Source organism: Micromonospora sp. LHW51205, assembly GCF_003315815.1.
Taxonomy (GTDB): Bacteria; Actinomycetota; Actinomycetes; order Mycobacteriales; family Micromonosporaceae; genus Micromonospora; species Micromonospora chalcea.
The window spans coordinates 160,414-181,323 of record NZ_QMEZ01000003.1; the positions used below are offsets into that span (position 1 = coordinate 160,414).

General features: G+C 74.1%; 19 protein-coding genes. 8 read left to right on the forward strand and 11 right to left on the reverse strand.

Annotated elements, in window-relative coordinates:
• Positions 1–40: 40 nt before the first annotated feature.
• From DQE82_RS13045 to DQE82_RS13060, 4 genes are all read right to left on the reverse strand, one after another.
• Positions 41–985, reverse strand: coding sequence for an inositol-3-phosphate synthase (locus DQE82_RS13045; RefSeq protein WP_043323695.1), 945 nt, complete (start codon positions 983–985; stop codon positions 41–43).
• A gap of 85 nt (positions 986–1,070) precedes the next feature.
• A complete protein-coding gene (locus tag DQE82_RS13050) occupies positions 1,071–1,604 on the reverse strand; it encodes a 2'-5' RNA ligase family protein (RefSeq protein WP_113972814.1) in 534 nt (177 codons plus the stop codon).
• A 44-nt stretch (positions 1,605–1,648) separates the two neighbouring features.
• Positions 1,649–2,254: a response regulator transcription factor gene (locus DQE82_RS13055; protein ID WP_064445796.1), complete on the reverse strand. Its 606-nt coding sequence runs from the start codon at positions 2,252–2,254 to the stop codon at positions 1,649–1,651.
• Positions 2,251–3,396: a sensor histidine kinase gene (locus DQE82_RS13060; protein WP_113972815.1), complete on the reverse strand. Its 1,146-nt coding sequence runs from the start codon at positions 3,394–3,396 to the stop codon at positions 2,251–2,253. The genes DQE82_RS13055 and DQE82_RS13060 overlap by 4 nt, the downstream gene beginning before the upstream one ends.
• Before the next feature lie 132 nt (positions 3,397–3,528).
• On the opposite strand from DQE82_RS13060, the gene DQE82_RS13065 reads away from it, so the two are divergent.
• A complete protein-coding gene (locus tag DQE82_RS13065) occupies positions 3,529–4,356 on the forward strand; it encodes a hypothetical protein (protein ID WP_113972816.1) in 828 nt (275 codons plus the stop codon).
• 118 nt (positions 4,357–4,474) lie between these two features.
• Complete coding sequence (locus tag DQE82_RS13070; protein ID WP_043323686.1) at positions 4,475–6,232, forward strand: DEAD/DEAH box helicase; 1,758 nt, start codon at positions 4,475–4,477, stop codon at positions 6,230–6,232.
• Between the two features lie 60 nt (positions 6,233–6,292).
• On the opposite strand, the gene lon is transcribed toward DQE82_RS13070, so the two are convergent.
• On the reverse strand, positions 6,293–8,629 hold the full coding sequence (gene lon / locus DQE82_RS13075; RefSeq protein ID WP_113972817.1) for an endopeptidase La: 2,337 nt from the start codon (positions 8,627–8,629) through the stop codon (positions 6,293–6,295).
• 245 nt (positions 8,630–8,874) lie between these two features.
• Here lon and DQE82_RS13080 point away from each other — a divergent pair, with 245 nt between their 5' ends.
• On the forward strand, positions 8,875–9,222 hold the full coding sequence (locus tag DQE82_RS13080) for an Lsr2 family protein (protein ID WP_043330078.1): 348 nt from the start codon (positions 8,875–8,877) through the stop codon (positions 9,220–9,222).
• Between the two features lie 234 nt (positions 9,223–9,456).
• On the opposite strand, the gene DQE82_RS13085 is transcribed toward DQE82_RS13080, so the two are convergent.
• Together DQE82_RS13085 and DQE82_RS13090 are read right to left on the reverse strand one after the other, a co-directional pair.
• Complete coding sequence (locus DQE82_RS13085; protein WP_069088576.1) at positions 9,457–10,749, reverse strand: hypothetical protein; 1,293 nt, start codon at positions 10,747–10,749, stop codon at positions 9,457–9,459.
• Positions 10,750–11,020: 271 nt separating this feature from the next.
• Positions 11,021–11,887, reverse strand: a complete 867-nt coding sequence (locus DQE82_RS13090) for a hypothetical protein (RefSeq protein ID WP_113972818.1) — start codon at positions 11,885–11,887, stop codon at positions 11,021–11,023.
• A 131-nt stretch (positions 11,888–12,018) separates the two neighbouring features.
• On the opposite strand from DQE82_RS13090, the gene DQE82_RS13095 reads away from it, so the two are divergent.
• Positions 12,019–13,110 (forward strand): DICT sensory domain-containing protein, encoded by a 1,092-nt coding sequence (locus tag DQE82_RS13095; RefSeq protein ID WP_043323680.1) that lies wholly within the window; start codon positions 12,019–12,021, stop codon positions 13,108–13,110.
• A 26-nt stretch (positions 13,111–13,136) separates the two neighbouring features.
• Entirely contained in the window at positions 13,137–13,856 is a 720-nt protein-coding gene (locus tag DQE82_RS13100; protein ID WP_113972819.1) for a helical backbone metal receptor, read from the forward strand.
• A gap of 14 nt (positions 13,857–13,870) precedes the next feature.
• Here DQE82_RS13100 and DQE82_RS13105 read toward each other — a convergent pair whose 3' ends face one another.
• Complete coding sequence (locus tag DQE82_RS13105) at positions 13,871–14,569, reverse strand: CBS domain-containing protein (RefSeq protein WP_113973094.1); 699 nt, start codon at positions 14,567–14,569, stop codon at positions 13,871–13,873.
• A 217-nt stretch (positions 14,570–14,786) separates the two neighbouring features.
• Here DQE82_RS13105 and DQE82_RS13110 point away from each other — a divergent pair, with 217 nt between their 5' ends.
• Positions 14,787–15,368 carry a hypothetical protein gene (locus DQE82_RS13110; protein ID WP_369799256.1) on the forward strand — a complete coding sequence of 194 codons (582 nt, stop codon included), beginning with the start codon at positions 14,787–14,789 and terminating at the stop codon, positions 15,366–15,368.
• Between the two features lie 154 nt (positions 15,369–15,522).
• Complete coding sequence (locus DQE82_RS13115; protein ID WP_030499930.1) at positions 15,523–15,891, forward strand: FKBP-type peptidyl-prolyl cis-trans isomerase; 369 nt, start codon at positions 15,523–15,525, stop codon at positions 15,889–15,891.
• 74 nt (positions 15,892–15,965) lie between these two features.
• Here the strand turns inward: DQE82_RS13115 and DQE82_RS13120 are convergent, their stop codons facing one another.
• Positions 15,966–16,364, reverse strand: a complete 399-nt coding sequence (locus DQE82_RS13120; RefSeq protein WP_083297017.1) for an STAS domain-containing protein — start codon at positions 16,362–16,364, stop codon at positions 15,966–15,968.
• A gap of 174 nt (positions 16,365–16,538) precedes the next feature.
• On the opposite strand from DQE82_RS13120, the gene DQE82_RS13125 reads away from it, so the two are divergent.
• Complete coding sequence (locus DQE82_RS13125; protein ID WP_113972820.1) at positions 16,539–17,558, forward strand: SMP-30/gluconolactonase/LRE family protein; 1,020 nt, start codon at positions 16,539–16,541, stop codon at positions 17,556–17,558.
• A 60-nt stretch (positions 17,559–17,618) separates the two neighbouring features.
• Here DQE82_RS13125 and DQE82_RS13130 read toward each other — a convergent pair whose 3' ends face one another.
• Complete coding sequence (locus tag DQE82_RS13130; RefSeq protein WP_069088571.1) at positions 17,619–18,890, reverse strand: Ig-like domain-containing protein; 1,272 nt, start codon at positions 18,888–18,890, stop codon at positions 17,619–17,621.
• 593 nt (positions 18,891–19,483) lie between these two features.
• Positions 19,484–20,836: a dihydrolipoamide acetyltransferase family protein gene (locus DQE82_RS13135; protein ID WP_370446795.1), complete on the reverse strand. Its 1,353-nt coding sequence runs from the start codon at positions 20,834–20,836 to the stop codon at positions 19,484–19,486.
• Between the last annotated feature and the right edge of the window lie 74 nt (positions 20,837–20,910).

The following is a 20,910-nucleotide window of genomic DNA, read 5'->3' on the forward strand; positions in this document are numbered from 1 at the left end:
GGCACGGTTCGGGCCGCGCCGAACGGTCCGGGGGTTGGGGTCAGATCGCGGTTCCGGGTGGGGACTTCAGGAGGGATGCCGCTTCGGCCGGGTAGCCGCCACGACCCGACCGCAGGGCGATGGCCGCCAGACGAATCAGGTCGATGTTGACGCCGGCAGCACCACTCGGGTCATGCACCTGCAGGCGCACCTCCACACTCACCGCCGTCTCGGCCCAGCCCTGCGCTTCGATGTTGAGGTGGGCGATCTTGTGGGATCGCAGGTGCGGCATGTACGCGAGGGGCGCCATCTGGACCTTGCCGGACGACCCCAGGGCGTTCAGCTTGGACTGCTTCTTGGTGTTCGGGTTCTCGACCAGGTTGCGGAAGTCTTCGGTCCCGCCCAGATTGACCTGGTAGGAGCTGCCCAGGGTGAGGCCGCGCTCCTCGATCAGCCGCAGTAGTGCGTGGTGCAGCACGGAGGTGCCGAACTGGCTGGCCAGGTCGTCGCCGAGCAACGGCACACGGGCTTCCTCGAAACGTGCCAGTAGTGACTCGTGCCTGGCCACCGGATCCGACGTGGTGTTCACGAACGCGACTCCCGCTGTCAGAGCCGCCTCGGCGTAAGCCCGAGCCGTGTCCGGCCGGCCGCTCGGAGCGGAGTAGAGCAGCACCTCCGCCCCTTCCAGCGCGTGCGCCACCCGTTCGACTTCCGTCGAGTCCACCAGGCCACGCCGCACCGTCACGCCGGCGGGCGGAAGTTCGGTGTCGAGGCGCGGGAAGTTGTTGGGCGGCATGAATATCGCCTCGTGGAGATCCTTGCCCACCTTTCGGTCGGACATGGCGAAAGCGGCGACGACGTCGATGTCGCTGACGCCCAGTCCCGCGATCTCTGGCCGGTGGAGCCCTACCAGGCTGCCGGTGTTGCGGTAGAAGGCGATGCCCTGCACCAACGCCGACGTGTTGTTGCCCACACCGACGACCGCCAATCGAACACTGTCGATCATGGGGCGAAGAGTACCCGGATCTGCCCACGCCGGGGGTCCCGGTCAGCGGAACCGACGCCCACCAGCGCCGGGTATGACCTCTCGGTCAGCCGCCGGAACGCGGGCAGGCGGTGGTCAGCTCGCTGATCGTGCGGGTGTCGCCGTCGTAGCTGCGCGCCGCCACGAACGCCCCGGCCGGCGGGTGCGCCCCGACGACCGCCCGGGCGCGCCGCCGGTCCGCCGCGCCGAACCGCAGCGCCAGGCTCAGGTGCGGCACCCACCGGCCGGGCTGGTGCCACGAGTGCCCGCCGGACGCCTCGGCTAGCACGTCCCAGACCGCGCCGTGCAGCGCGACGAGCTGCGGTGTCGGGCGGACCAGCCACACCAGTGGCGCGCTGCCGTCGAGCACCGCCACCCGGCCCAGCCGCACCGGCAGCGGCAGCGCCGCGTCGCAGAGGTCGGCCAGTCGCTGCTCGGCGCCGGACGGGAACTCCTCGACGGAGGCGAGCGTCAGGTGCGGCCGGTTCGTCGGGTGCGTGTTGCGGGCCAGGCTGGGCAGCCCGGCGGCGGCGAGCCGGTCCCAGGCAGCGCGAACCGCCGCTTCCAGTTCGGATGAGCAGAGCAGTTCGACCGTCCGCACGTGATCAGGCTAGCCGCCGGCAGCGTGCCACGGCGTCCCGTACCTCAGAGCCAGCCGGCCTCGCGGGCGAGCCGTACCGCTTCGGCCCGGTTCGCGGCGCCGAGCTTCTGCACGCAGGCGCTCAGATGGTTGCGGACCGTCCCGGCGGCCAGGTGGGTACGCCGGGCGATCACCGCGACCGGGGTGCCCAGCTCAGCCAGGCGCAGCGTCTCCAGTTCGCGTGGTGTCAACGGGCACTCGGGCAGGGTGAGCGCGTCGGCCGCGAGCGCCGGATCGACGTACCGGGCGCCGGAGTGCACGCGGCGGATCACGTCGGCCAGCGCGCCGCCGGGAGCGCCCTTGGCGAGGAAGCCGCGCACTCCGGCGGCCAGCGCCGGCCGGAGCTGGGCGGGGCGGCCGTGTCCGGTGAGGATCACCGGGGCGCAGCCGGGCAGCGCCCGGGTCAGCTCGGCGGCGACCTCGACCCCGCCGGGCGCCGGCATCTCCAGGTCGAGCACGGCGACGTCCGGCCGGTGGGCAAGCGCCGCGTCCAGGGCCGCGCGCCCGTCGCCCGCGTGCGCCACCACCTCGATGTCCGGCTCCAGGTCGAGCAGCGCGGCGAGGGCGAGCCGGATCAGCTCCTCGTCGTCGGCCAGCAGCACCCGGATCATCGCGCCACCGGCACGGTCGCGACCAGGCTGAACACGCCGTCGGCGGCGTCCGCCCGGACCCGGCCGCCGACCGGGGCGAGCCGGTCGGACAGGCCGCGCAGGCCGCCGCTGAGCCGGTCCGGGCCGTCGCCGTCACGCACGCCGTCGTTGCGTACGGTCAGCGTCACCGCCGTGTCCTCCCGGGTGATCTCGATCCGGCACCAGCCGGCCCGGCTGTGCCGCAGCACGTTCGTCCCGGCTTCACGCAGCACGGCGGCCAGGTCGGCGGCGACCGGCCCGGGCACGTCGCCGGACGGCGGGACCACAGTCGTGCGTACGCCGCTGGAGCGCAGCACCTCCCCCACCGCGGCGGCCTGCTCGGCCAGGTCGACGGCGCGGTAGCCGTGCACCGCCGCGCGTACCCGGGTCAGCGCCGTTGCGGCGAGCCGCCGCGCCTGCGCCGCCTCCCGGGCGGCCCGGTCCGGGTCGGTCGGCGCCAGCCGCTCGGCCAGCTCGGCCTTCAGCGCGATCACCGTCAGGTCGTGGCCGAGCAGGTCGTGCACGTCCCGGGCGAAGCGCAGCCGTTCCTCGGCGGCGGCCAGCCGGGCCTGGGCGGCCTGCCCCTGCCGGGCCTCGACCAGCAGGTCCCAGAACCAGACCTGGATCCAGGTGAGCGCGGCTGTCCCGGCCCCCACCAGGCCGGTGACCAGCAGCGCCGTGGTCAGCGGGCCATCGGTCCACCAGGTGACGGCCGCGGACGCCGCGAGGACGCCGGCCGCCGCCACCGCCGCCACGACGGGCCGGAACAGCAGCGGCGTCATGCCGACCAGTGATGCGCCGAGCCACGCCCAGGTGGGCCAGGAGCCGGCCGCGACCGGGCCGAGCAGCGGCAGGCTGAGCAGCGCCGCCACGGTCAGCGCGGCGTGCCGGCGGCGGCGCGCCGGCACGGGCAGCCACGGCGTGACGGCGGCGTGCAGCACCGCGACCTGGGCGGCGGTGAACACGAGCAGCCCGGCGGCGCCGAGCGCGACGCGTACCGGGTCGGGTTCGCGGGCCAGTCCGACCGCTGGCAGCAGCACCGTCGTCCACACGTTCGTGGCCAGCGACAGCAGCGTGACCCGCCGGGCCCGGCGCAGCCGGTGGTCCGCCGGATCGACGCTCATGCCCGCTGATCCTAGGGCGTGCACCGGTCCGCCCACTCCTGAGAAACGTCACGGCCGGGCCGTGCGATCCGCACGGTTTCCCGATGACTGACGCGCCTTCTCCGGCGCGCCCGGCGGCGGCAGGGTCGGGGCATGACGGAGATGACTGTGGTCGTACCCCGGCGGTGGGCCGGGTGGGCGCGGACGCGGCACCTGGCCGCGATGGTGGTGGCGATACTGGCCGGGATGGTGCTGCTCGGGCCGCTGTGGCGGGTGGGCGCGGGCGTGCTGGGCGGCGCGGCGGTGCTGGCGCGGCCGGACGTGGGCGCGCTGGTGATGGCGACGAACATGGCGGCGGGCATGGCCGCGTGGATGTGGCACCGGGGGTACGGGCGGGCCGCCACCGCGGAGATGTCGGCGGCCATGTACGTGCCGTTCCTGCTGCTGCTCCCGCCCTGGTGGGCGGGGTGGGTCGGCGACGACGCGCTGCTGCTCGGCGGCCACCTGCTGATGGTGCCGGCGATGCTGCTGGTGGCGCTGCGGCACCGGCACACGTCCGCCGCGCCGCCCCGCCGACACCCGGTCGCGGCAGCCGTGGCGCGCGGGTGGCCGGCCGGGCTGGCGCTGCTCATGACCGTGGACATGTGGTTCGCGCCGACCGTCTTCGCGCCGTGGACGCTGCTGGTCCTGCCGGCCGGCTACCTGCTGATCGGCACCTGGCGGCGGCAGTGGGGCGACCGGCGCGCGCTGGCCGCGCAGCTCGCCGGGGCGGCCGGGTGGGGCAGCCTGGCGGTCGTGGCGATGGTCGCCTCCGCCGACGTCGCCGGGGTGCTCGTCGGGGTGGGCTGGCTCGTCCACGCCGCCTGGGACGCCTGGTACCACCGCACCGGCGCGGTGGTTCCGCGCGGGTACGCGCTGTGGTGCGCGGTGTTCGACGTCGCGGTCGGTGTCACCACGTTGCTGGCCGTCCTGTCCCGGTGATCCGGCGGGGGCACGGGGCCGCGCCGGACCACCCGGAGGGGACGGCACGCAGGTGGCGCGGCGAACGTTTGGCCCGGTCGCCGCGACCGCCGCGCGGCGGTGATGAAAAACTTGTCGCATGACCGCCGCACCGACCCCGACCGACCCCGCCATTCCCGCCGACGCCGAGGACGCCACCGCCTTCGCGGATCTCGGGCTGCGCACCGAGTTGCTGGGCGCGCTGGCCGCGCTCGGCTACGAGGAACCCACCCCGATCCAGCGGGAGGCGATCCCCCCGCTGCTGGCCGGGCAGGATCTGCTGGGACAGGCGGCGACCGGTACGGGCAAGACCGCCGCGTTCGCGCTGCCGCTGCTGCAGCGGATGCCGGTGGGACGGCCGGACGGCGACCCGGTGTCGCTGGTGCTGGTGCCGACCCGTGAGCTGGCCGTGCAGGTCTCCGAGGCGTTCCACCGCTACGGCAAGGACCTGGGCGCCCGGGTGCTGCCGATCTACGGCGGGCAGCCGATCGGCCGGCAGCTGCGCGCGCTCGACCACGGGGTCGACGTGGTGGTCGCGACGCCGGGCCGGGCCCTGGACCACATCGCCCGGGGCACGCTGCGGCTGGGCGCGCTGGCCACGGTGGTGCTGGACGAGGCGGACGAGATGCTCGACATGGGCTTCGCCGAGGACATCGAGGCGATCCTGGAGCACGCGCCGGCCGGCCGGCAGACGGTGCTGTTCTCGGCCACCATGCCGGCCCGCATCGACGGGCTGGCCCGGCAGCACCTGACCGATCCGGTCCGGATCCAGATCGAGCGGGAGCGGCCGGTCGCCGGGGAGGCGCCCCGGGTGCGGCAGAGCGCGTACATCGTGGCCCGGGGGCACAAGCCGGCCGCGCTGGGCCGGGTGCTGGACGTGGAGTCGCCGACCGCGGCGATCGTGTTCTGCCGCAGCCGCGAGGAGGTCGACCGGCTCACCGAGACGATGAACGGCCGGGGCTACCGGGCCGAGGCGCTGCACGGCGGGATGAGCCAGGAACAGCGCGACCGGGTGATGGGCCGGCTGCGCGCCGGTACGGCGGACCTGCTGGTCGCCACCGACGTGGCCGCCCGGGGGCTGGACGTCGAGCAGCTCACCCACGTGGTCAACTACGACGTCCCGTCGGCGCCGGAGTCGTACGTGCACCGGATCGGCCGGGTGGGCCGGGCCGGGCGGGAGGGTGTGGCGATCACGCTCGCCGAGCCGCGCGAGCACCGGATGCTCAAGACCATCGAGCGGGTCACCGGCCAGCGGATCACCATCGACAAGATCCCCACGGTGGCGGACATGCGGACCCGGCGGCTGGAGCTGACCCAGGGCGCGCTGCGGGAGAGCCTGCTGGAGGACGACCTCGACCCGTACCGGGTGATCGTCGAGTCGCTGACCGACGAGTTCGACCTGGTGGAGGTGGCGCTGGCGGCGGTGAAGCTGGCGCACGAGGCGACGTCGCCCGGCTCGGACGACGAGGAGGAGATCCCGCAGGTTCCGGTCCGGGGCCCGCGCGAGGGCCGCCCGGAGACCGGTGGGCGGGGCGAGCGCCGGGGCCCGGGCCGTCCGCGTACCGGGGGGACCACCCAGGTCTTCATCGGGCTGGGCCGGCGTGCCGGGGTACGGCCGCAGGACCTGGTCGGCGCGATCACCGGGGAGACCCGGATCAGTGGCCGGGACATCGGCTCGATCGAGATCGCCGACCGGTTCTCGCTGGTCGAGGTGCCGCAGGCGGTGGCCGACGAGATCATCTCAGGGCTGCGGGGCACCACGATCAAGGGCCGTAAGGCGACCGTACGCCGGGACCGGGACGGCGACGGTTCCGGTGAGCGCCGCGACCGGGGTTACGAGCGGCGCGACCGGCGCTGAGCGCGGGCGGACACGGCGTCGCCCCGGCCACCGTGCGTACGGTGGCCGGGGCGACGGCCGTCAGGCCGCGGCGAGCGCCGGGCCGTCCAGCGCCTGCGTGTCGAGTTCGGCTGGGCGCAGCGCCAGCGCGAGCACGTCCGCCACGTCGGACAGGGTGTGCACGGTCAGCGCCTCCCGCACCTGCGCCGGCAGGTCGTCCAGGTCCGGCTCGTTGCGCTTCGGGATGATCACCTCGGTGAGACCGGCCCGGTGCGCGGCGAGCAGCTTCTGCTTCACCCCGCCGATCGGCAGCACCCGGCCGGAGAGCGTCACCTCGCCGGTCATCCCGAACTCGGGCCGCACCGGACGCCCGGTCACCAGTGAGGCCAGCGCGGTCACCATGGTGATGCCGGCGCTCGGGCCGTCCTTCGGTACCGCGCCCGCCGGGACGTGCAGGTGGATCCGCCGCCCGGCCAGCGCGTTCGGGTCCAGCCCGTAGCGCCGCCCGTTCGACCGCAGGTACGACCACGCGATGTGCGCGGACTCCTTCATCACGTCGCCGAGCTGCCCGGTGAGCGTCAGCCCGGGCTCGCCCTCCATGGTGGTGGCCTCGATGAACAGCACGTCGCCACCGGCGCCGGTGACGGCCAGGCCGGTCGCCACGCCGGGCACGGCGGTCCGCTCGGCCGACTCCGGGGTGAACTTCGGCCGGCCCAGGTAGCGGGCCAGGTTCCCGGCGTCCACGTGTACCGGCGCGGCGTCCGTGGCGAGCGCGACGGCGACCTTGCGCAGGATCTTCGCCAGGGCCCGTTCGAGCTGCCGGACACCGGCCTCCCGGGTGTACTCGCCCGCGATCAGCGCCAGCGCGTCGTCGGCGACGCTCACCTCCTCGCCGGTCAGCCCGGCCCGCTCCCGCTGCCGGGGCAGCAGGTGGTCGCGGGCGATGGCCACCTTCTCGTCCTCGGTGTAGCCGTCCAGCGCGACCAGCTCCATCCGGTCCAGCAGCGGGCCGGGGATCGCCTCCACCACGTTGGCGGTGGCGAGGAACAGCACGTCGGACAGGTCGAGGTCGACCTCCAGGTAGTGGTCGCGGAACGTGTGGTTCTGCGCCGGGTCGAGCACCTCCAGCAGAGCCGCCGCCGGGTCGCCGGAGTAGCCGGCGGCCAGCTTGTCGACCTCGTCGAGCAGCACGACCGGGTTCATCGAGCCGGCCTCGCGCAGCGCCCGCACGATCCGGCCGGGCAGCGCGCCGACGTAGGTGCGCCGGTGGCCGCGGATCTCCGCCTCGTCCCGGACGCCGCCGAGGGAGACGCGGACGAAGTTGCGGCCCAGCGCCCGGGCGACCGACTCGCCGAGGCTGGTCTTGCCGACACCGGGCGGGCCGGCCAGGGCGAGCACCGCGCCGGAGCCGCGTCCGCCGACCACGCCGAGGTTGCGCTCCGCGCGCCGGTTGCGCACCGCGAGGTACTCCAGGATGCGGTCCTTCACGTCGGCCAGGCCGGCGTGGTCGGCGTCGAGCACGGCCCGCGCCGCGGCCAGGTCCGTGTTGTCAGCGGTACGCGTGCTCCACGGCATCTCCAGCACGGTGTCCAGCCAGGTACGGATCCAGCCCGCCTCGGGTGAGGCGTCGCTGGCCCGTTCCAGCTTGCCGACCTCGCGCAGCGCCGCCTCGCGTACCTTCTCCGGCAGGTCGGCGGACTCCACCCGGGAGCGGTAGTCGGCGGAGCCGTCCGGCTCGTCCTCGCCGAGTTCCTTGCGGATCGCGGCGAGCTGCTGGCGGAGCAGGAACTCGCGCTGGGACTTCTCCAGCCCTTCGCGCACGTCGCTGTTGATCTGTTCGGTGACCTCCTGCTCGGCCAGGTGCTCCTTCACCCAGCCGACCAGCAGCTCCAGCCGGGCGGTGACGTCCGGCGCGGCGAGCAGCTCGGTCTTCTGCGCCAGGCTGAGCCAGGGCGCGTAGCCGGCCGAGTCGGCCAGCTCGGACAGGTCCGTCATCCGCTCCATCGCGTCGATCACCTGCCAGGCGCCGCGCTGCTGGAGCACCGAGGTCATGAGCGCGCGGTACTCGCGGGCGAGTTCCCGGGCGCGGCCCGCCGGGGCGGGCTCGTCGAGCGTCGCGGCCTCGACCCAGAGCGCGGCGCCGGGACCGGGCACGCCGGAGCCGATACGGGCCCGGACGAGACCGCGGATCACGGCGGCCGGCTCGCCGCTGGGCAGCCGGCCCACCTTCTCGATCGTGGCGACCACGCCGACGGAGCCGTACTCGCCGTCAAGGCGGGGCACGGCCAGGAGTTCCTTGTCGCCGGTGGCGCGGGCCGCGTCGACGGCGGCCTGGGTGGTCGGGTCGAGGGTGACCGGGATGACCATCCCGGGCAGCAGGACGGTGTCGGTCAGGGGAAGTACCGGAAGAGTTGCCATCGGACACCTGCCATCACGTTGGTTGAGCGTGTCTGGCTCAAGTAACAAAAGGTGTCCCTTGTTCCGGGTTGTGACCCACGCCACTGTCCGGCCTTCCCGACGCCTGTTCGCGCACCGGTCCTCTATTGGCCGCGACGCTTACCTGGCACGACCCGCCGAATGCAAAGAGGCGGGTATTGTTGCGAAATTACCGTGAGGTAAGTCAGACTCTTAGCACACCCCGCCCGACACAGGGAGTAATGGCGATGGCAAGGAAAGTAATCACCGTTCTGACCGACGACCTCGACGGCGGAAAGGCCGATCGGACCGTCGAGTTCAGCCTGGACGGCGTGGCGTACACGATCGACGTGTCCGACGAGAACGCGGGCGTTCTGCGCAAGGCGCTGGACCCGTACATCAGCGCTGGCAGGCGGATCGGCCGCGGCGCCACCGAGGTCGCCCGCGCCACCCGGCGCGCGGGCCGGCCGAGCACCTCGGGAATGGACCGCGAGCAGAACCGCGCCATCCGCGAATGGGCAGCCAAGAACGGGTACGAGATTTCCGAGCGCGGGCGCATCCCGGTGTCGGTCGTCGAGGCGTACAAGAACCGCTGAGCGCTAAACACTCACCGTCGGGTATCCCAGGGTCACGCTGAGAAATCGCAGCGCCCGGCCGGCCTTTTGTGTTGTCGGTGACTTTCATCGGGCTGGAGTCCGACGGCACGAAACTTCTTCCCGGAACGATTCCCACGCTCCCCTGCCGGACCCGCCTCGCGTACCCACCACGCGGACACGACACGGCCGCGGCCACCCGGACGGTTCCCGGGCGGCCGCGGCCGTCGCGTGTCCTCAGTTGACCCGGATGCGCACCACGTCGATGGCGGGAGTCTGGTTCGCCCGCTCCATCATCGGGATGCGGTGCGAGCCGTCACCGGCCCAGACCGCACACTGCGCCACGCCCGACTGCGCCAGGCCCGGGATCTGGATCAGCACGTCGTCCGGCTGGTTGCCGCCGCGGCCGTCCTCGGTGGCGACGAAGAACGCCGGCACGTCCTGCGGGTTCGGGGGCTGCCGGGTGCTGCCGAGCATCCGGCAGGCGGTGTGGAAGTGGCCGCGCACCAGGCCCTGACCGTTGAGCAGCGAGCTCTCCAGGTAGTAGCCGCCCTGCCCGGCCGCGAGGAAGCGGTCCCGCACCAGGTTCTTGGTGGTCACCCGGAGCGTGAACGGCTGGTTGCGCCGCACCTGGTTCGGGAACTGCGTGATCAGCAGCGACGGGTTGTTCGCCGCGGCGCCCACCTCACCGAACGCGGTGCTGACGCACCGGTTGCCGTTCTGGAAGCCGTCGTGCCCCTGCAGCTGGCTGCCGGAGCAGTCCTTGGCGAGCACGTTCAGCCCGTTGCCGCCACCGTTGTTCTGGCCGCCGCCGTTGTTGTTCCCGCCGCCGTTGTTCCCGCCGTTCTGGCCCCCGTTCTGACCGCCGTTGTTGTTGCCGCCGTTCTGACCCCCGCCGTTCTGACCCCCACCGTTGCCGGGGACGTCGGTCAACGCGCACCGGGCGAACTGGTCCAGCCCCTGCGGGCGCTGGCCGAACCGGCCGATGGCGGTGGCGATCCGGTTCAGCGCCGCGGTCCGCTTGTCCGCGAGCGGACCCAGGATCGCGTTGTTGATGAACTCGCCGCCGTTGCGGCCCTCCGCCGCGAGCCGCCGGTTCGCCTCAGCGATCTGGGACGTCAGCGCCGCCAGTTCTCGATCCACCTCGGCACGGGCCCGGCCGGGCACCTGCGGCAGCCGACCCCGGACGTCCGGGCAGGTCACGGTCGGAGTGCCGGCGCCGGCGCCACCCGCGGTCGTCTGCTGGCACTCGGCCGGCGACATCTGGCCGTCGCCCCAGTGGTTACGGACCCAGCGGCCGTTCTGCCAGGTACGGGTGCTGCTGCCCTGGCCGTCCGGGGCGGTCGCCCCCGGGCTGGCGGGCACACAGGACGCCGAGGCGGCGCGCGTGGTCGTCCGCCGGTCCTGGGCGGACGAGATCTGGGTGACGGCCACGATGCCGCCGAAGACCGCGAGCGTGCCGACCACTGCCAGCACCCGCTTGCTCCGCGCGTTACCGGATGACCGGCGCGCCCGTGTGGACCTGCGCATCGAATTGCTCTCCTTCTCGATCCGGTAGTTGACTGGTGATCCCGGCGGACCGATGAATTCGGGGTGTGAGATCACTGCGACGCTCGGGTCGCGCGTCGATGGCCGACGATGCCCTTTCCGCATCGTCTCCGCGCCGTCCGGGCGCGGCGGGGAAGTCTGCGTCCATTCCCGATGAGGTACGGAGCGCCGTCGGCGAAGGTTCAACCGGAGATCGAAAAAAAATCGGGACGTGCCGGGCCGGGGTCGGCTCGGCGCCGCGGCCAGGAAGGGTTCAGTCCGCGCAGAGGTGGTCGAAGGCGAAGCCGCCGTCGAAGGAGTCCCGCCGGGCCGCGAGCGCGCGCACCCGACCGCGAAGCTCCTCCCGGTCCACCAGAGACGCCCCGGCGGCGTCGAGATCGCGCAGTCGCTCCCCCAGCGCCATCGCGGCCAGGTCCTCGGCGAGCCGGCCCGGGTCCACGCCGCAGGAGAATCCCCGCGACGTCAGCCGTACCCGCTCCAGCAGGCAGCCGCCGGGCCGCACCTCGACCCAGCACCAGCCCTCCGCCGGGCCGCCGGTCCAGCGCACGTGCAGCCCGCGCACGATCGGGTCGGCGAGCCGGCCGGCCACGTACGCCTCGACCGCCTCGACCCGCGCGAGCGCCCCGAGGTCGTTCACCGGTCCACGCCGGCCGTCCGGTAGCCGGCCGATGATGTCCCGGAAGCCGACCGCGTCCCCGGCGTCCGGGTCGGTGCCCTCGGCGTAGGCCCGCGCGTCCAGGACGTACTCGACGAAGCGGCGGACGTGATCGGCGCCGCGCAGCGTCGGTGACTCGACCCGCAGCAGCCGCAGGCCGACGGCGGCGGACACCGCGTCGGTCAGCCGTTCCTCCCGGCGGGCGGGCGACCCGTCGGACGCGGGCGCGGTGAACCGCACCGCGAAGCGCGGCAGGCCGGTGTCGGCGGCGCCGACCACCAGGTCCAGCGGCGCCCGTCCGGCCGTGCTCCACTGGTTGCCGGTGACCCCCGGCGGACGGCCCTGCACCAGCTCGCCGAGCCGCCGACCGGCGTACCCGACGTGCCCGTGGCGGGTCAGGCACGGCGTCGCGCCGGACGGGACCGGCCGCAGCCAGGAGGCGGTCACGCTGCCGGTGTTCGTCATCTCGCCCCGCCCCCCGTCGTCCGGTCGACGCCCGAGTGTAGGGCGTCGGGCGTCCGCCCCGGCGGTGCGGTGGAGCACGCCGGGGCCCGCCGACCGGTGCGCAGCCGCGTCCGTGCCTCTAGGCTCTGCCCGTGCACAGCGGACGGACCCCGGAGCAGTTCACCAAACGCAGTCTCGTCGCCCTCTCCCACGCCATCGAGCGGGCCGCGCTCGCCGAGGCCGAGGACGGCCCGCTGATCGTGTTCGCCCTGTTCCAGCGGCTGCCGTACTTCGACCGGGAGCGCGAGGTCTACCGGCGCATCGCCGGCCGCGCCGCGGCGACGGTGGTGGCGATGGTCGGCGGCCCGCCGCCCGACCTGCCCGAGCGCACGTACGGCGTGACGCTCGACGAGGCGGAGGAGCTGGCCCGCGAGTGGAGCGTGGTGGTGCTGAGCCCCCGGTTCGGCGCCACCCTCGTGGCCCACGACCGCGCCGAGGCGACGCCCGCGCCGACGCTGGAAGCCGGCCGGCTCTTCGACGGCCGCTGGGGATTCCGCCGGGACGAGGCGCTGCACGAGGCCATCCGGCTGCGCGAACAACTCGCCGAGCGGCTGCCCGCCGAGGCGCGCACGGCGCTGGACGAGGCAATCGCCCGGGTGCGCGACATCCCGGCCGGACCGGGCGAGCCGCGCGCCGAGGCGGCGCTGCGGCTGCTGGCCCGCCGCGCCGACCGGGTCACGCCGCCGGTCCAGCCGGCCGAGGCGTTCCTCGACGAGCCGGGCCTGCGCCGGTGGGCCGGCATGGACGGGGTGACCGCCTCGGGCACGCTGCCGGTGGCGCTGGTCGGCCTGCGGGTGGACGAGCCGCCCGGCTCGCCGGAACGATTCGGCCGGCGCAACGGCGCCCGGGAGGGCCATGCCGTGCTCGCCGCCGTCACCGGCGCGCTGCGCCCGGTCGACCGCGCGCTGCGGGTCGCCGAGAACGAGTACCAGCTCCTGCTGCCCGGGCTGGACGAGCCGGCCGCGCTCGAGGTGGTGCGCCGCCTGCACGACGCGATCGCCGCGCTCGCCAAGTCGTACCCGTTCCTGGTTTACACGATGCACGCGGCGGTCGGGGTGAGCACCCGGCGGCCGCTGCCCACCGCAGACCTGCGCGCCGCCGTCGACTGGGCGGCCCGCAAGGGCCTGCCGGTGGCGGGCCTGCCGCCGGAGACGGCCGACGCCGCGACCGCGCCGGCCCGCTGATCCGCGGTACGAGGGGAGAACACGCCGTGCGGGTGGTGTCGCTGGTGCCGTCGCTGACCGAGGCGGTGGCGGCCACCCGCCCGGAGGTGCTGGTCGGGGCGACCGACTGGTGCACCCATCCGGCCGGGCTGGACGTCGCCCGGGTCGGCGGGACGAAGTATCCGGACCTGGACCGGGTGCTCGCCCTCAAGCCGGATCTGGTGCTGCTCAACGAGGAGGAGAACCGGCTGGCCGACGCCGAGGCGTTGCGCGCGGCCGGGGCGCCGGTGCGGGTCACGTTCCCGCGTACCGTGCCGGAGGCGCTCGACCAGCTCGGCGAGCTGGTGGTCGCGCTCGGCGCGTCGGCCGAGCCGCCGTGGCTGACGGCGGCCCGTCGCGCCTGGGCGGCCCTGGGCACGCCGGCGCGCGTCCGCACCGCTGTGGTGCCGGTGTGGCGGCGCCCGTGGGTGGTGCTCGGCCGGGACACGTTCGCCGGGGACGTGCTGGCCCGGCTCGGCGTGCTCAACGGCTGGGCCGGGGACGCGGAACGCTATCCCCGGCCCAGTCTCGACGAGCTGCGCGCCCGGTCACCGGAGCTGGTGGTGCTGCCCGACGAGCCGTACCGGTTCACCGCCGACGACGGGCCGGAGGCGTTCCCGGGGGTGCCGGCGGCGCTGGTGTCCGGCCGGCACCTCACCTGGTACGGCCCGTCGCTGGCCGAGGCCCCGGCGCTGCTCGCCGCCCAGCTCGCGAGCGCCACCGCCTGACCGCGCCGGCACGCTCAGGCAACCGGGGTGGCGTGCACCGGGTCCAGCTCCATCAGCGTGGTGTCGTCCAGGTCGTACCCGATCGCGTTGTGCACGGCGACCACGCCCGCGACCTGTCCGGCCAGGCGACCGGCGAGCTCGACGGCGCTGCGCCGGTCCAGCCGACCGTCCATGGTGACCTCGCCGCCGCGGACCTGCACCGTGACCAGGCCGTCGCGGACCGACAGCACCCGGCGCAGCACCTCGTGCACCACCTCCTCGCGGATCTCCGCGTCGGTACGCAGGTGCACCCGGAGCAGGTCACCACGGGTGACGATGCCGGACAGCCGGCCCAGGTCGTCCAGCACCGGCACCCGCTTGACCGCCTCGCGGTCCATCAGCCGGGCCGTCGCGGCCAGCGAGGCGCGCTCGTGGGTGGTGACCGCCGGTGCGGTCATCAGGTCCCCGGCCACCAGCGCGTCGGCCTTCTCCCGGGCGGTACGGCGCCGCCGCCCCTCGAACACCCGGCGCTCGTCCGGGTGACCGGCCCGCTCCACCTTGTGCAGCAGGTCCGCCTCGGAGATCACGCCGAGCACCCGGTGGAACGAGTCGACCACCGGCACGCCGCTGATCCGCTTACGCACCAGCACGTCGACGATCTCGCGGTACGGGGTCTGCTCCGTCACCGCCGCGACGTCCCTGGTCATCACGTCGGCCAGCTGCCACGTCCTCATCACGACCTCCTCGTACCGGGCCTTCACCTGCGACGATAGGCCGCCGCAAACGCCCTGGTCAGGGGCGGCGGACCGGCGGGGAGGGGCCGACCGGACCGGGTACGGACGGGACCAATGACCCGGTCATCAGGGCACCGGTAGACCCTGCTCCGGGAGGCGGCTCGGCGGTGGAATGAATGTGCCACCGGGAAGCGCGGTGCGAGGCACAGGAAGGGACGTGGAGACCATGACCGCGACAATCGAGCGGACCCCCGCCGTCAAGCGGACCCCCGCCGCCACCACCGCTCCGGCGGCGCACATCGAGACCACCCGGCAGAAGGCCACCCGGTACGTGTGGGCCGGCCTGCGGCTCGCGCTGGGCTGGATCTTCCTCTGGGCCTTCCTCGACAAGATGTTCGGCCTCGGCCACGAGACCGCGGCGAAGAACGCCTGGATCAACGGCGGCAGCCCGACCAAGGGCTTCCTGGGCAACGCGGTCGAGGGCCCGTTCGCGGACCTCTACCGGAACATCGCCGGCGCGGCCTGGGCGGACACGCTGTTCATGCTCGGCCTGCTCGGCATCGGTGTCGCGCTGATGCTCGGCATCGGCATCCGGATCGCCGCCGTGGCCGGCGGACTGCTCCTGGTCCTGATGTGGACGGCCGTGCTGCCCCCGGCGAACAACCCGTTCATGGACGACCACCTCATCTACGCGGGCCTGTTGGCCGGTCTCGCCCTGGTGGGCGCCGGCAACACCCTCGGCCTCGGCCGGATCTGGGCGAAGCTCCCCCTGGTCCAGCGTCTCCCCTGGCTGAAGTGAACCAGCCCGCTGCGGGGCGGGCGTCGCCGACAGGCGGCGCCCGCCCCCTTCTCGTGTCCCCGCCACGCCGGTGTGCGGGGACCGGCGCGTATCGGCCGGTCGCGATCCGGCAGGATCGACGGTGACCACACCGTCAGCACCGAGGAGACCGTTCATGGACAAGCCCCAGGTCGGCCCGATCGAGGGCGCGCCGCCCGCGGATCTGGTCGTCGAGGACATCACCGTCGGCGACGGCCCGGAGGCCCGCCCGGGCCAACTGGTGAGCGTGCACTACGTGGGCGTGGCCCACTCGAACGGCCGCGAGTTCGACGCCTCGTGGAACCGGGGTGAGACGTTCGAGTTCCCGCTCGGCGGCGGCCAGGTCATCGCCGGCTGGGACCAGGGCGTCGTCGGCATGAAGGTCGGCGGCCGGCGCAAGCTCACCATCCCGCCGCACCTGGGCTACGGCGCCCGCGGCGCCGGCGGCGTCATCAAGCCGAACGAGACGCTCGTCTTCGTGGTGGACCTGCTCGGCGTGCGCTGAGCGCAGCGCCGTTCACGTCGGGCCGTCGGCACTCGCGCCGGCGGCCCGACGTGTGCCCGGCGGCCCGCTCCCGTTCAGGCCGCGCACGCCACCATCTCGTGGGTGCGGCCGGACCGGTCGTGGGCACGGCTCGGCACGTCCTGCGAGCGGTCGGAGCAGCGCACCGGGAGCACCCGGTGCAGGCCGGTCACCCGCAGCACCCGGGCCACCACCGGGTCCGGGTCGACGAGCACCAGCTCGCCACCGCGGGCCCGGACCCGCAGGTGGGTGGCGACGAGCGCGCGGACCCCGGCGGCGGACAGCAGCCGCACACCCGACAGGTCGACCCGCAGCACCGGCCGCGCCGGCGCGGCCCAGAGCGCGGCCCGGAACGCCGTCACGGTGGCGATGTCGATCTCGCCGACCGGACGCAGCTCGACCACGTGATCGTGCACGTCCATCGCCACGTGGAAGCGCTCAACGCTGTGTACCATGCGGCCAAACCTACCCGGCCCCACCGACATTTCCGGGCCTCGCGGCGGGGGTTCCGGGTACTGTCCGGGAACCGACCCCGAGCCGTCTCAGGGTCATCCCGCAGCCGCCGCGTCACGGGCGCGAAACGCCGTCGGGCACTGCCCTTCGCGACGCCGCCGGGCCACAATGAGCCGATGGCCGTCCCCCGCCCGCGTGCGCCCCTGCTGATCCGGCCGGTCCGCGAGCCGGCGACCGTGCCGCCGCCGCTGACCGGGCCCTGGGCGCCCGCCGACACCCGGCTCGACCGGGCCGACCTGCTGCCGTTGCCGGCCGGCGGGCACGGGCCGGAGGACGTGGTGGTCGACGCCGACGGCCGGGTGGTCAGCGGCGACGAGGACGGCCGGCTCTGGTGGTGGCCCGCCGACGCGCCGGCCGGCACCCGGCCCACGCTTCTGGCCGAGACCGGCGGACGGCCGCTGGGCATCGAACGGGACCCGGCCGACGGCGGGCTGCTCGTCTGCGACGCGTACCGGGGACTGCTGCGGGTCGACCCCGCCGGCGCGGTGCACGAGCTGACCGGGACCGCCCCGCCGGTGCACCTGGCCGACAACGCGGCGGTCGCGAGCGACGGCACCGTCTACTTCACCGACTCCTCCGACCGCTTCCCGCTGTCGCACTGGAAGCGGGACCTGCTGGAGCACCAGCCCAACGGGCGGGTGCTGGCCTACGACAGGCGCACCGGGCGCACCGACGTGGTGGCCGACGGGCTCTACTTCCCCAACGGGCTGGCGCTCACCCCGGACGAGTCGGCGCTGATGCTCGCCGAGACCGCCACCCACCGGCTGCTCCGGATCGACCTGCCGGGCGGGCGGGCCACGGTGCTGACCGACCTCCCGGCGTACCCGGACAACATCTCCGCGGTGGGTGACGGGACGTACTGGGTCGCGTTGCCCAGCCCCCGGCTGGCGGCGATGGAACGGCTGCTGCCGCATCCGCGCGTCCGCCAGCTCGTCGCGCTGCTGCCCGGCGCGGTGCAGCCCCGGCCGCGCCGTTACGGGCTGGTCGCGCTGGTCGACGGCGCGGGGCGGGTGCTGCGGACGCTGCACGGCCCGAGCGGGGCGTACCCGATGGTCACCGGTGTGCGGCAGAACGGCCGCCGGCTCTGGCTGGGCAGCCTGACCGCGGCCGGGGTGGCCCGCGTCGACCTGGACTGAGCACGGCACGGGGCCGGCCCGCGCGACGCGGGCCGGCCCCGGGGCCGTTCCTCCCCAGGTTCAGCCGCCGCTGTTGCTCCGCGACGGCGCCGGCGCCGGCGCCGACCCGCCGGCCACCGCGCCCGGGTGCGGCGTGGCGCTCTGCGTGGGCTTCAGCCCCGCCGGTACGGGCAGCGCGCTGCCCTTGGCGAACTCGTCCCAGCTGACGTTCCAGGCGGTGAAGCCGTTGCCCTGGTCGAGCTTCACCTCGGTGCCCCGCACTGTCACCAGGTCACCGACCTGCGTGACGCCCATGAGCCAGTCCGCGGCCGTGGCCGACACGTTCGTGCAGCCGTGCGAGGTGTTGGTGTAGCCCTGCTCCCCCTCCGACCACGGCGCGGAGTGGATGAACTCGCCGCCCCAGGTCAGCCGCTGGGCGTCGTCCACGTCGACCACGTAGCCGCCGTTGGGCTCACCCCGGGTGTCGAACGTGGTGTGCTCGTGCTTCTCCATGATCACCATGGTGCCGCTGGACGTCGGCGTGCTCTCCTTGCCGAGACTGACCGGGATCTTCTTGAGCACCTTGCCGTCCTCGTAGACGGTCATCTGCTTGGTCCCGTTGTCGATGTCGAGCGTCACCTGCCGGCCGACCTTGGCGGTCGCGACCCGGTCGGAGTCGCCGATCGCCTCCTTGCCGATGGGCAGCCCCTGCAACGCGCTGCGCACGCTGATCTTCGTGCCCGGCTTCCAGCGGTCCGGCGCCCGGTACTCGGCCTGCTTGCCGTCGGCCACCCACGACCAGGTGCCGGGCTGCGGCGGGTCGGTCTTCACGAACAGCCGGCGCTGCACGTCCGCGCGGGCCTCCTTCGGAATCGGCGGGTCGAATCCGAGCACCACCGGCATCGCCGTCCCGTACGTCTGATTCGGCCGGAAATACAATTCGCTGGTGACGGCCGGTTTGGTGGATTTGGCCATCGTCGTGAACGTCGTCTTCTGCGTGGCGGTCTTGCCGGAATCGCCGGTCGCGGTCACCTCCGCGGTGTACGTCCGGGAATTGGCCAGCGGCCGGTCCGGCACCCAGCCGGAGCCGTCCTCGCGCGGCTGGGCCGGTACGGCGTTGCCCTTGTCGTCGGTCAGCTTGACGGCTGTCACCTTGCCGTTGCTGACCTTCGTGCCCACCTCCGCGCTGATCGGCACGTTCTTCGTGCGATCGGCGGGTGTCACGGTGACCGACGGCGGCGACGCCTCGGCCTGTTTCGCCACCGACTTCGGGCCGGCGGTGCACGCGCCGACCGCCAGCGGCGCGGCTGCGACAGTCATCGCGAAAAGCGTCAGTCGGCGCCTCGCAAACATATTTCGCCCCCCATTTCCGAACCCTCTCGCCCACATTCTGTAGGCCCAGGATCACGCCGTGGCACCTTCGGCGGAATTGCTCGGAAAAGGCTGCGGAGAATCGTGCCGGACAGGTAATTCCCGTCCCCGCTTGCGCCGCACGCGCCCTCCGCCCGGTTCCCACCACCGCCCTCCTCACCTCGTGACCGCCCCTTGTCCGTCGATCATGAAGTTGACGGCGCGCGGCGTCCTTTTTGTCCGCGTCAACCTCATGATCGACGAAGAGAGGGCGCCGTGAGGTTCCGACCCGGCGAGATCTTGGTACGAAACGGCCTCCACAGGGCCACTTTGCTACCAAGATCTCGACCGATCCCACCCACCGGAACAAGGTTCCCGCAAGACGGCCAGCGCTGGACTCCCTCGCTCGCGTCACCCGCGCCGCCGCGGCGATCTTGCACTTGCGGCCCCGGAGAAGGGTGCGAATCGGGCACGTCGAGGGCCGCAAGTGCAAGATCGCGAGCGGGGGACGGGGAGCCCGGGGCGGGGAGCGGGGGCGGGGACGCGGCGCGGCCCCGGACCTCCGTGGGGAGGGCCGGGGCCGGGAGCCTGACCGGTCAGACGTTGGCGACCAGGAGGGCGGGCTGCTCGACGCAGTCGGCGACGTGGCGCAGGAAGCCGCCCGCCACCCCGCCGTCGCAGACCCGGTGGTCGAAGGTGAGGCTGATCTGGGTCACCTTGCGGACGGCGAGCTGCCCGTCCACCACCCACGGCTTGTCCACGATCCGGCCGACGCCCAGCAGCGCCGCCTCCGGGTGGTTGATGATCGGCGTCGAGCCGTCGACGCCGAACACGCCGTAGTTGTTGAGCGTGAACGTCCCGCCGGTCAGCCGTGCCGGGGGCAGCGTGCCGGCCCGGGCCGCCGCGGTGGTCTCGGCGAGCGCGGCGGCCAGCTCCCGGGTGGTCAGCCGCTGCGCGTCACGCAGCACCGGCACGACCAGGCCCCTGTCGGTCTGCGCGGCGATGCCCAGGTGCACGCCGGCGGACTGGATGATCCGCTGCCCCTCGGTGTCGACGTGCGCGTTGAGCTGCGGGAACTTCCGCAGGCCGCTGAGGCAGATCCGGGCCAGCAGGGCCAGGATGCTCACCGGCGCCTCCGGCGTGGCGGCGTTGATGGCGGCGCGCGTCTCCAGCAGGCCGGTGGCGTCCACGTCGACCCAGATGGTCACCTCCGGAATCTCCCGGCGGCTGCGGGAGAGCTTGTCGGCGATCACCTTGCGGATGCCGGTGAGCGGGATGACCGTGTCACCGTCGCCGGCCGGGGCGAGCCCGACGTGGGCGGCCGGGGCGTCCGGCACCGCGGCCAGCCGGGCCGCCGGAGCAGCAGCGGCCACGGCGGCGTCCAGGTCGGCCCGGCGGATCACGCCGCCCGGCCCGGTGCCGCGCAGCGACGCCAGGTCGATGCCGTGCTCCTTGGCCAGCCGCCGCACGATCGGCGAGATGACAAGCGGCGCCGCCGCCGGTCCGCCGGTCCGCGCCGGGTCGACCGACGCCGGCGCGGCCTCGGGAGCGAGCGCCAGACGCGGCCGACGCCGCCGCCGGCCCGAGCCGCCGTGGCCGGTGCCGTAGCCGATCAGGACGTTTCCGGACCCGGCCCGCTCCTCCTCGCGGTAGGTGGCGTGCGGGTCGGGGGCGTCGTCGAGCGGGGCGATGGTGATCAGCGGCTGACCGACCGGGCGTACCTCACCGGCCGCGCCGTGCAGGGCCACGACCCGTCCGGCGTACGGGCACGGCACGTCGACGACGGCCTTGGCGGTCTCCACCTCGACCACGCTCTGGTCCACGGTGACCACGTCGCCCACGGCCACCCGCCACTCGACGATCTCCGCCTCGCTCAGCCCTTCCCCGAGGTCGGGCAGGAGGAAGTCGCGGGTCCCCACAGCCGTGCTCATGCCGTGCCCGCCGGGCATGCCCTCACGGCCCTCGCTCCGCTCGGTGCGTTCGGTCATGCCGTGCCGGCCGGACATGCCCTCACGGCCCTCGC

Coding starts and splice junctions, on each gene's coding strand:
- DQE82_RS13045 (WP_043323695.1), bottom strand. CDS start 985: ATGATCGACAGTGTTCGATTGGCGGTCGTCGGTGTGGGCAACAACACG.
- DQE82_RS13055 (WP_064445796.1), bottom strand. CDS start 2,254: ATGATCCGGGTGCTGCTGGCCGACGACGAGGAGCTGATCCGGCTCGCC.
- DQE82_RS13060 (WP_113972815.1), bottom strand. CDS start 3,396: ATGAGCGTCGATCCGGCGGACCACCGGCTGCGCCGGGCCCGGCGGGTC.
- DQE82_RS13065 (WP_113972816.1), top strand. CDS start 3,529: ATGACGGAGATGACTGTGGTCGTACCCCGGCGGTGGGCCGGGTGGGCG.
- DQE82_RS13070 (WP_043323686.1), top strand. CDS start 4,475: ATGACCGCCGCACCGACCCCGACCGACCCCGCCATTCCCGCCGACGCC.
- lon (WP_113972817.1), bottom strand. CDS start 8,629: ATGGCAACTCTTCCGGTACTTCCCCTGACCGACACCGTCCTGCTGCCC.
- DQE82_RS13080 (WP_043330078.1), top strand. CDS start 8,875: ATGGCAAGGAAAGTAATCACCGTTCTGACCGACGACCTCGACGGCGGA.
- DQE82_RS13085 (WP_069088576.1), bottom strand. CDS start 10,749: ATGCGCAGGTCCACACGGGCGCGCCGGTCATCCGGTAACGCGCGGAGC.
- DQE82_RS13090 (WP_113972818.1), bottom strand. CDS start 11,887: ATGACGAACACCGGCAGCGTGACCGCCTCCTGGCTGCGGCCGGTCCCG.
- DQE82_RS13105 (WP_113973094.1), bottom strand. CDS start 14,569: ATGAGGACGTGGCAGCTGGCCGACGTGATGACCAGGGACGTCGCGGCG.
- DQE82_RS13115 (WP_030499930.1), top strand. CDS start 15,523: ATGGACAAGCCCCAGGTCGGCCCGATCGAGGGCGCGCCGCCCGCGGAT.
- DQE82_RS13120 (WP_083297017.1), bottom strand. CDS start 16,364: ATGGTACACAGCGTTGAGCGCTTCCACGTGGCGATGGACGTGCACGAT.
- DQE82_RS13125 (WP_113972820.1), top strand. CDS start 16,539: ATGGCCGTCCCCCGCCCGCGTGCGCCCCTGCTGATCCGGCCGGTCCGC.
- DQE82_RS13130 (WP_069088571.1), bottom strand. CDS start 18,890: ATGTTTGCGAGGCGCCGACTGACGCTTTTCGCGATGACTGTCGCAGCC.
- DQE82_RS13135 (WP_370446795.1), bottom strand. CDS start 20,836: ATGCCCGGCGGGCACGGCATGAGCACGGCTGTGGGGACCCGCGACTTC.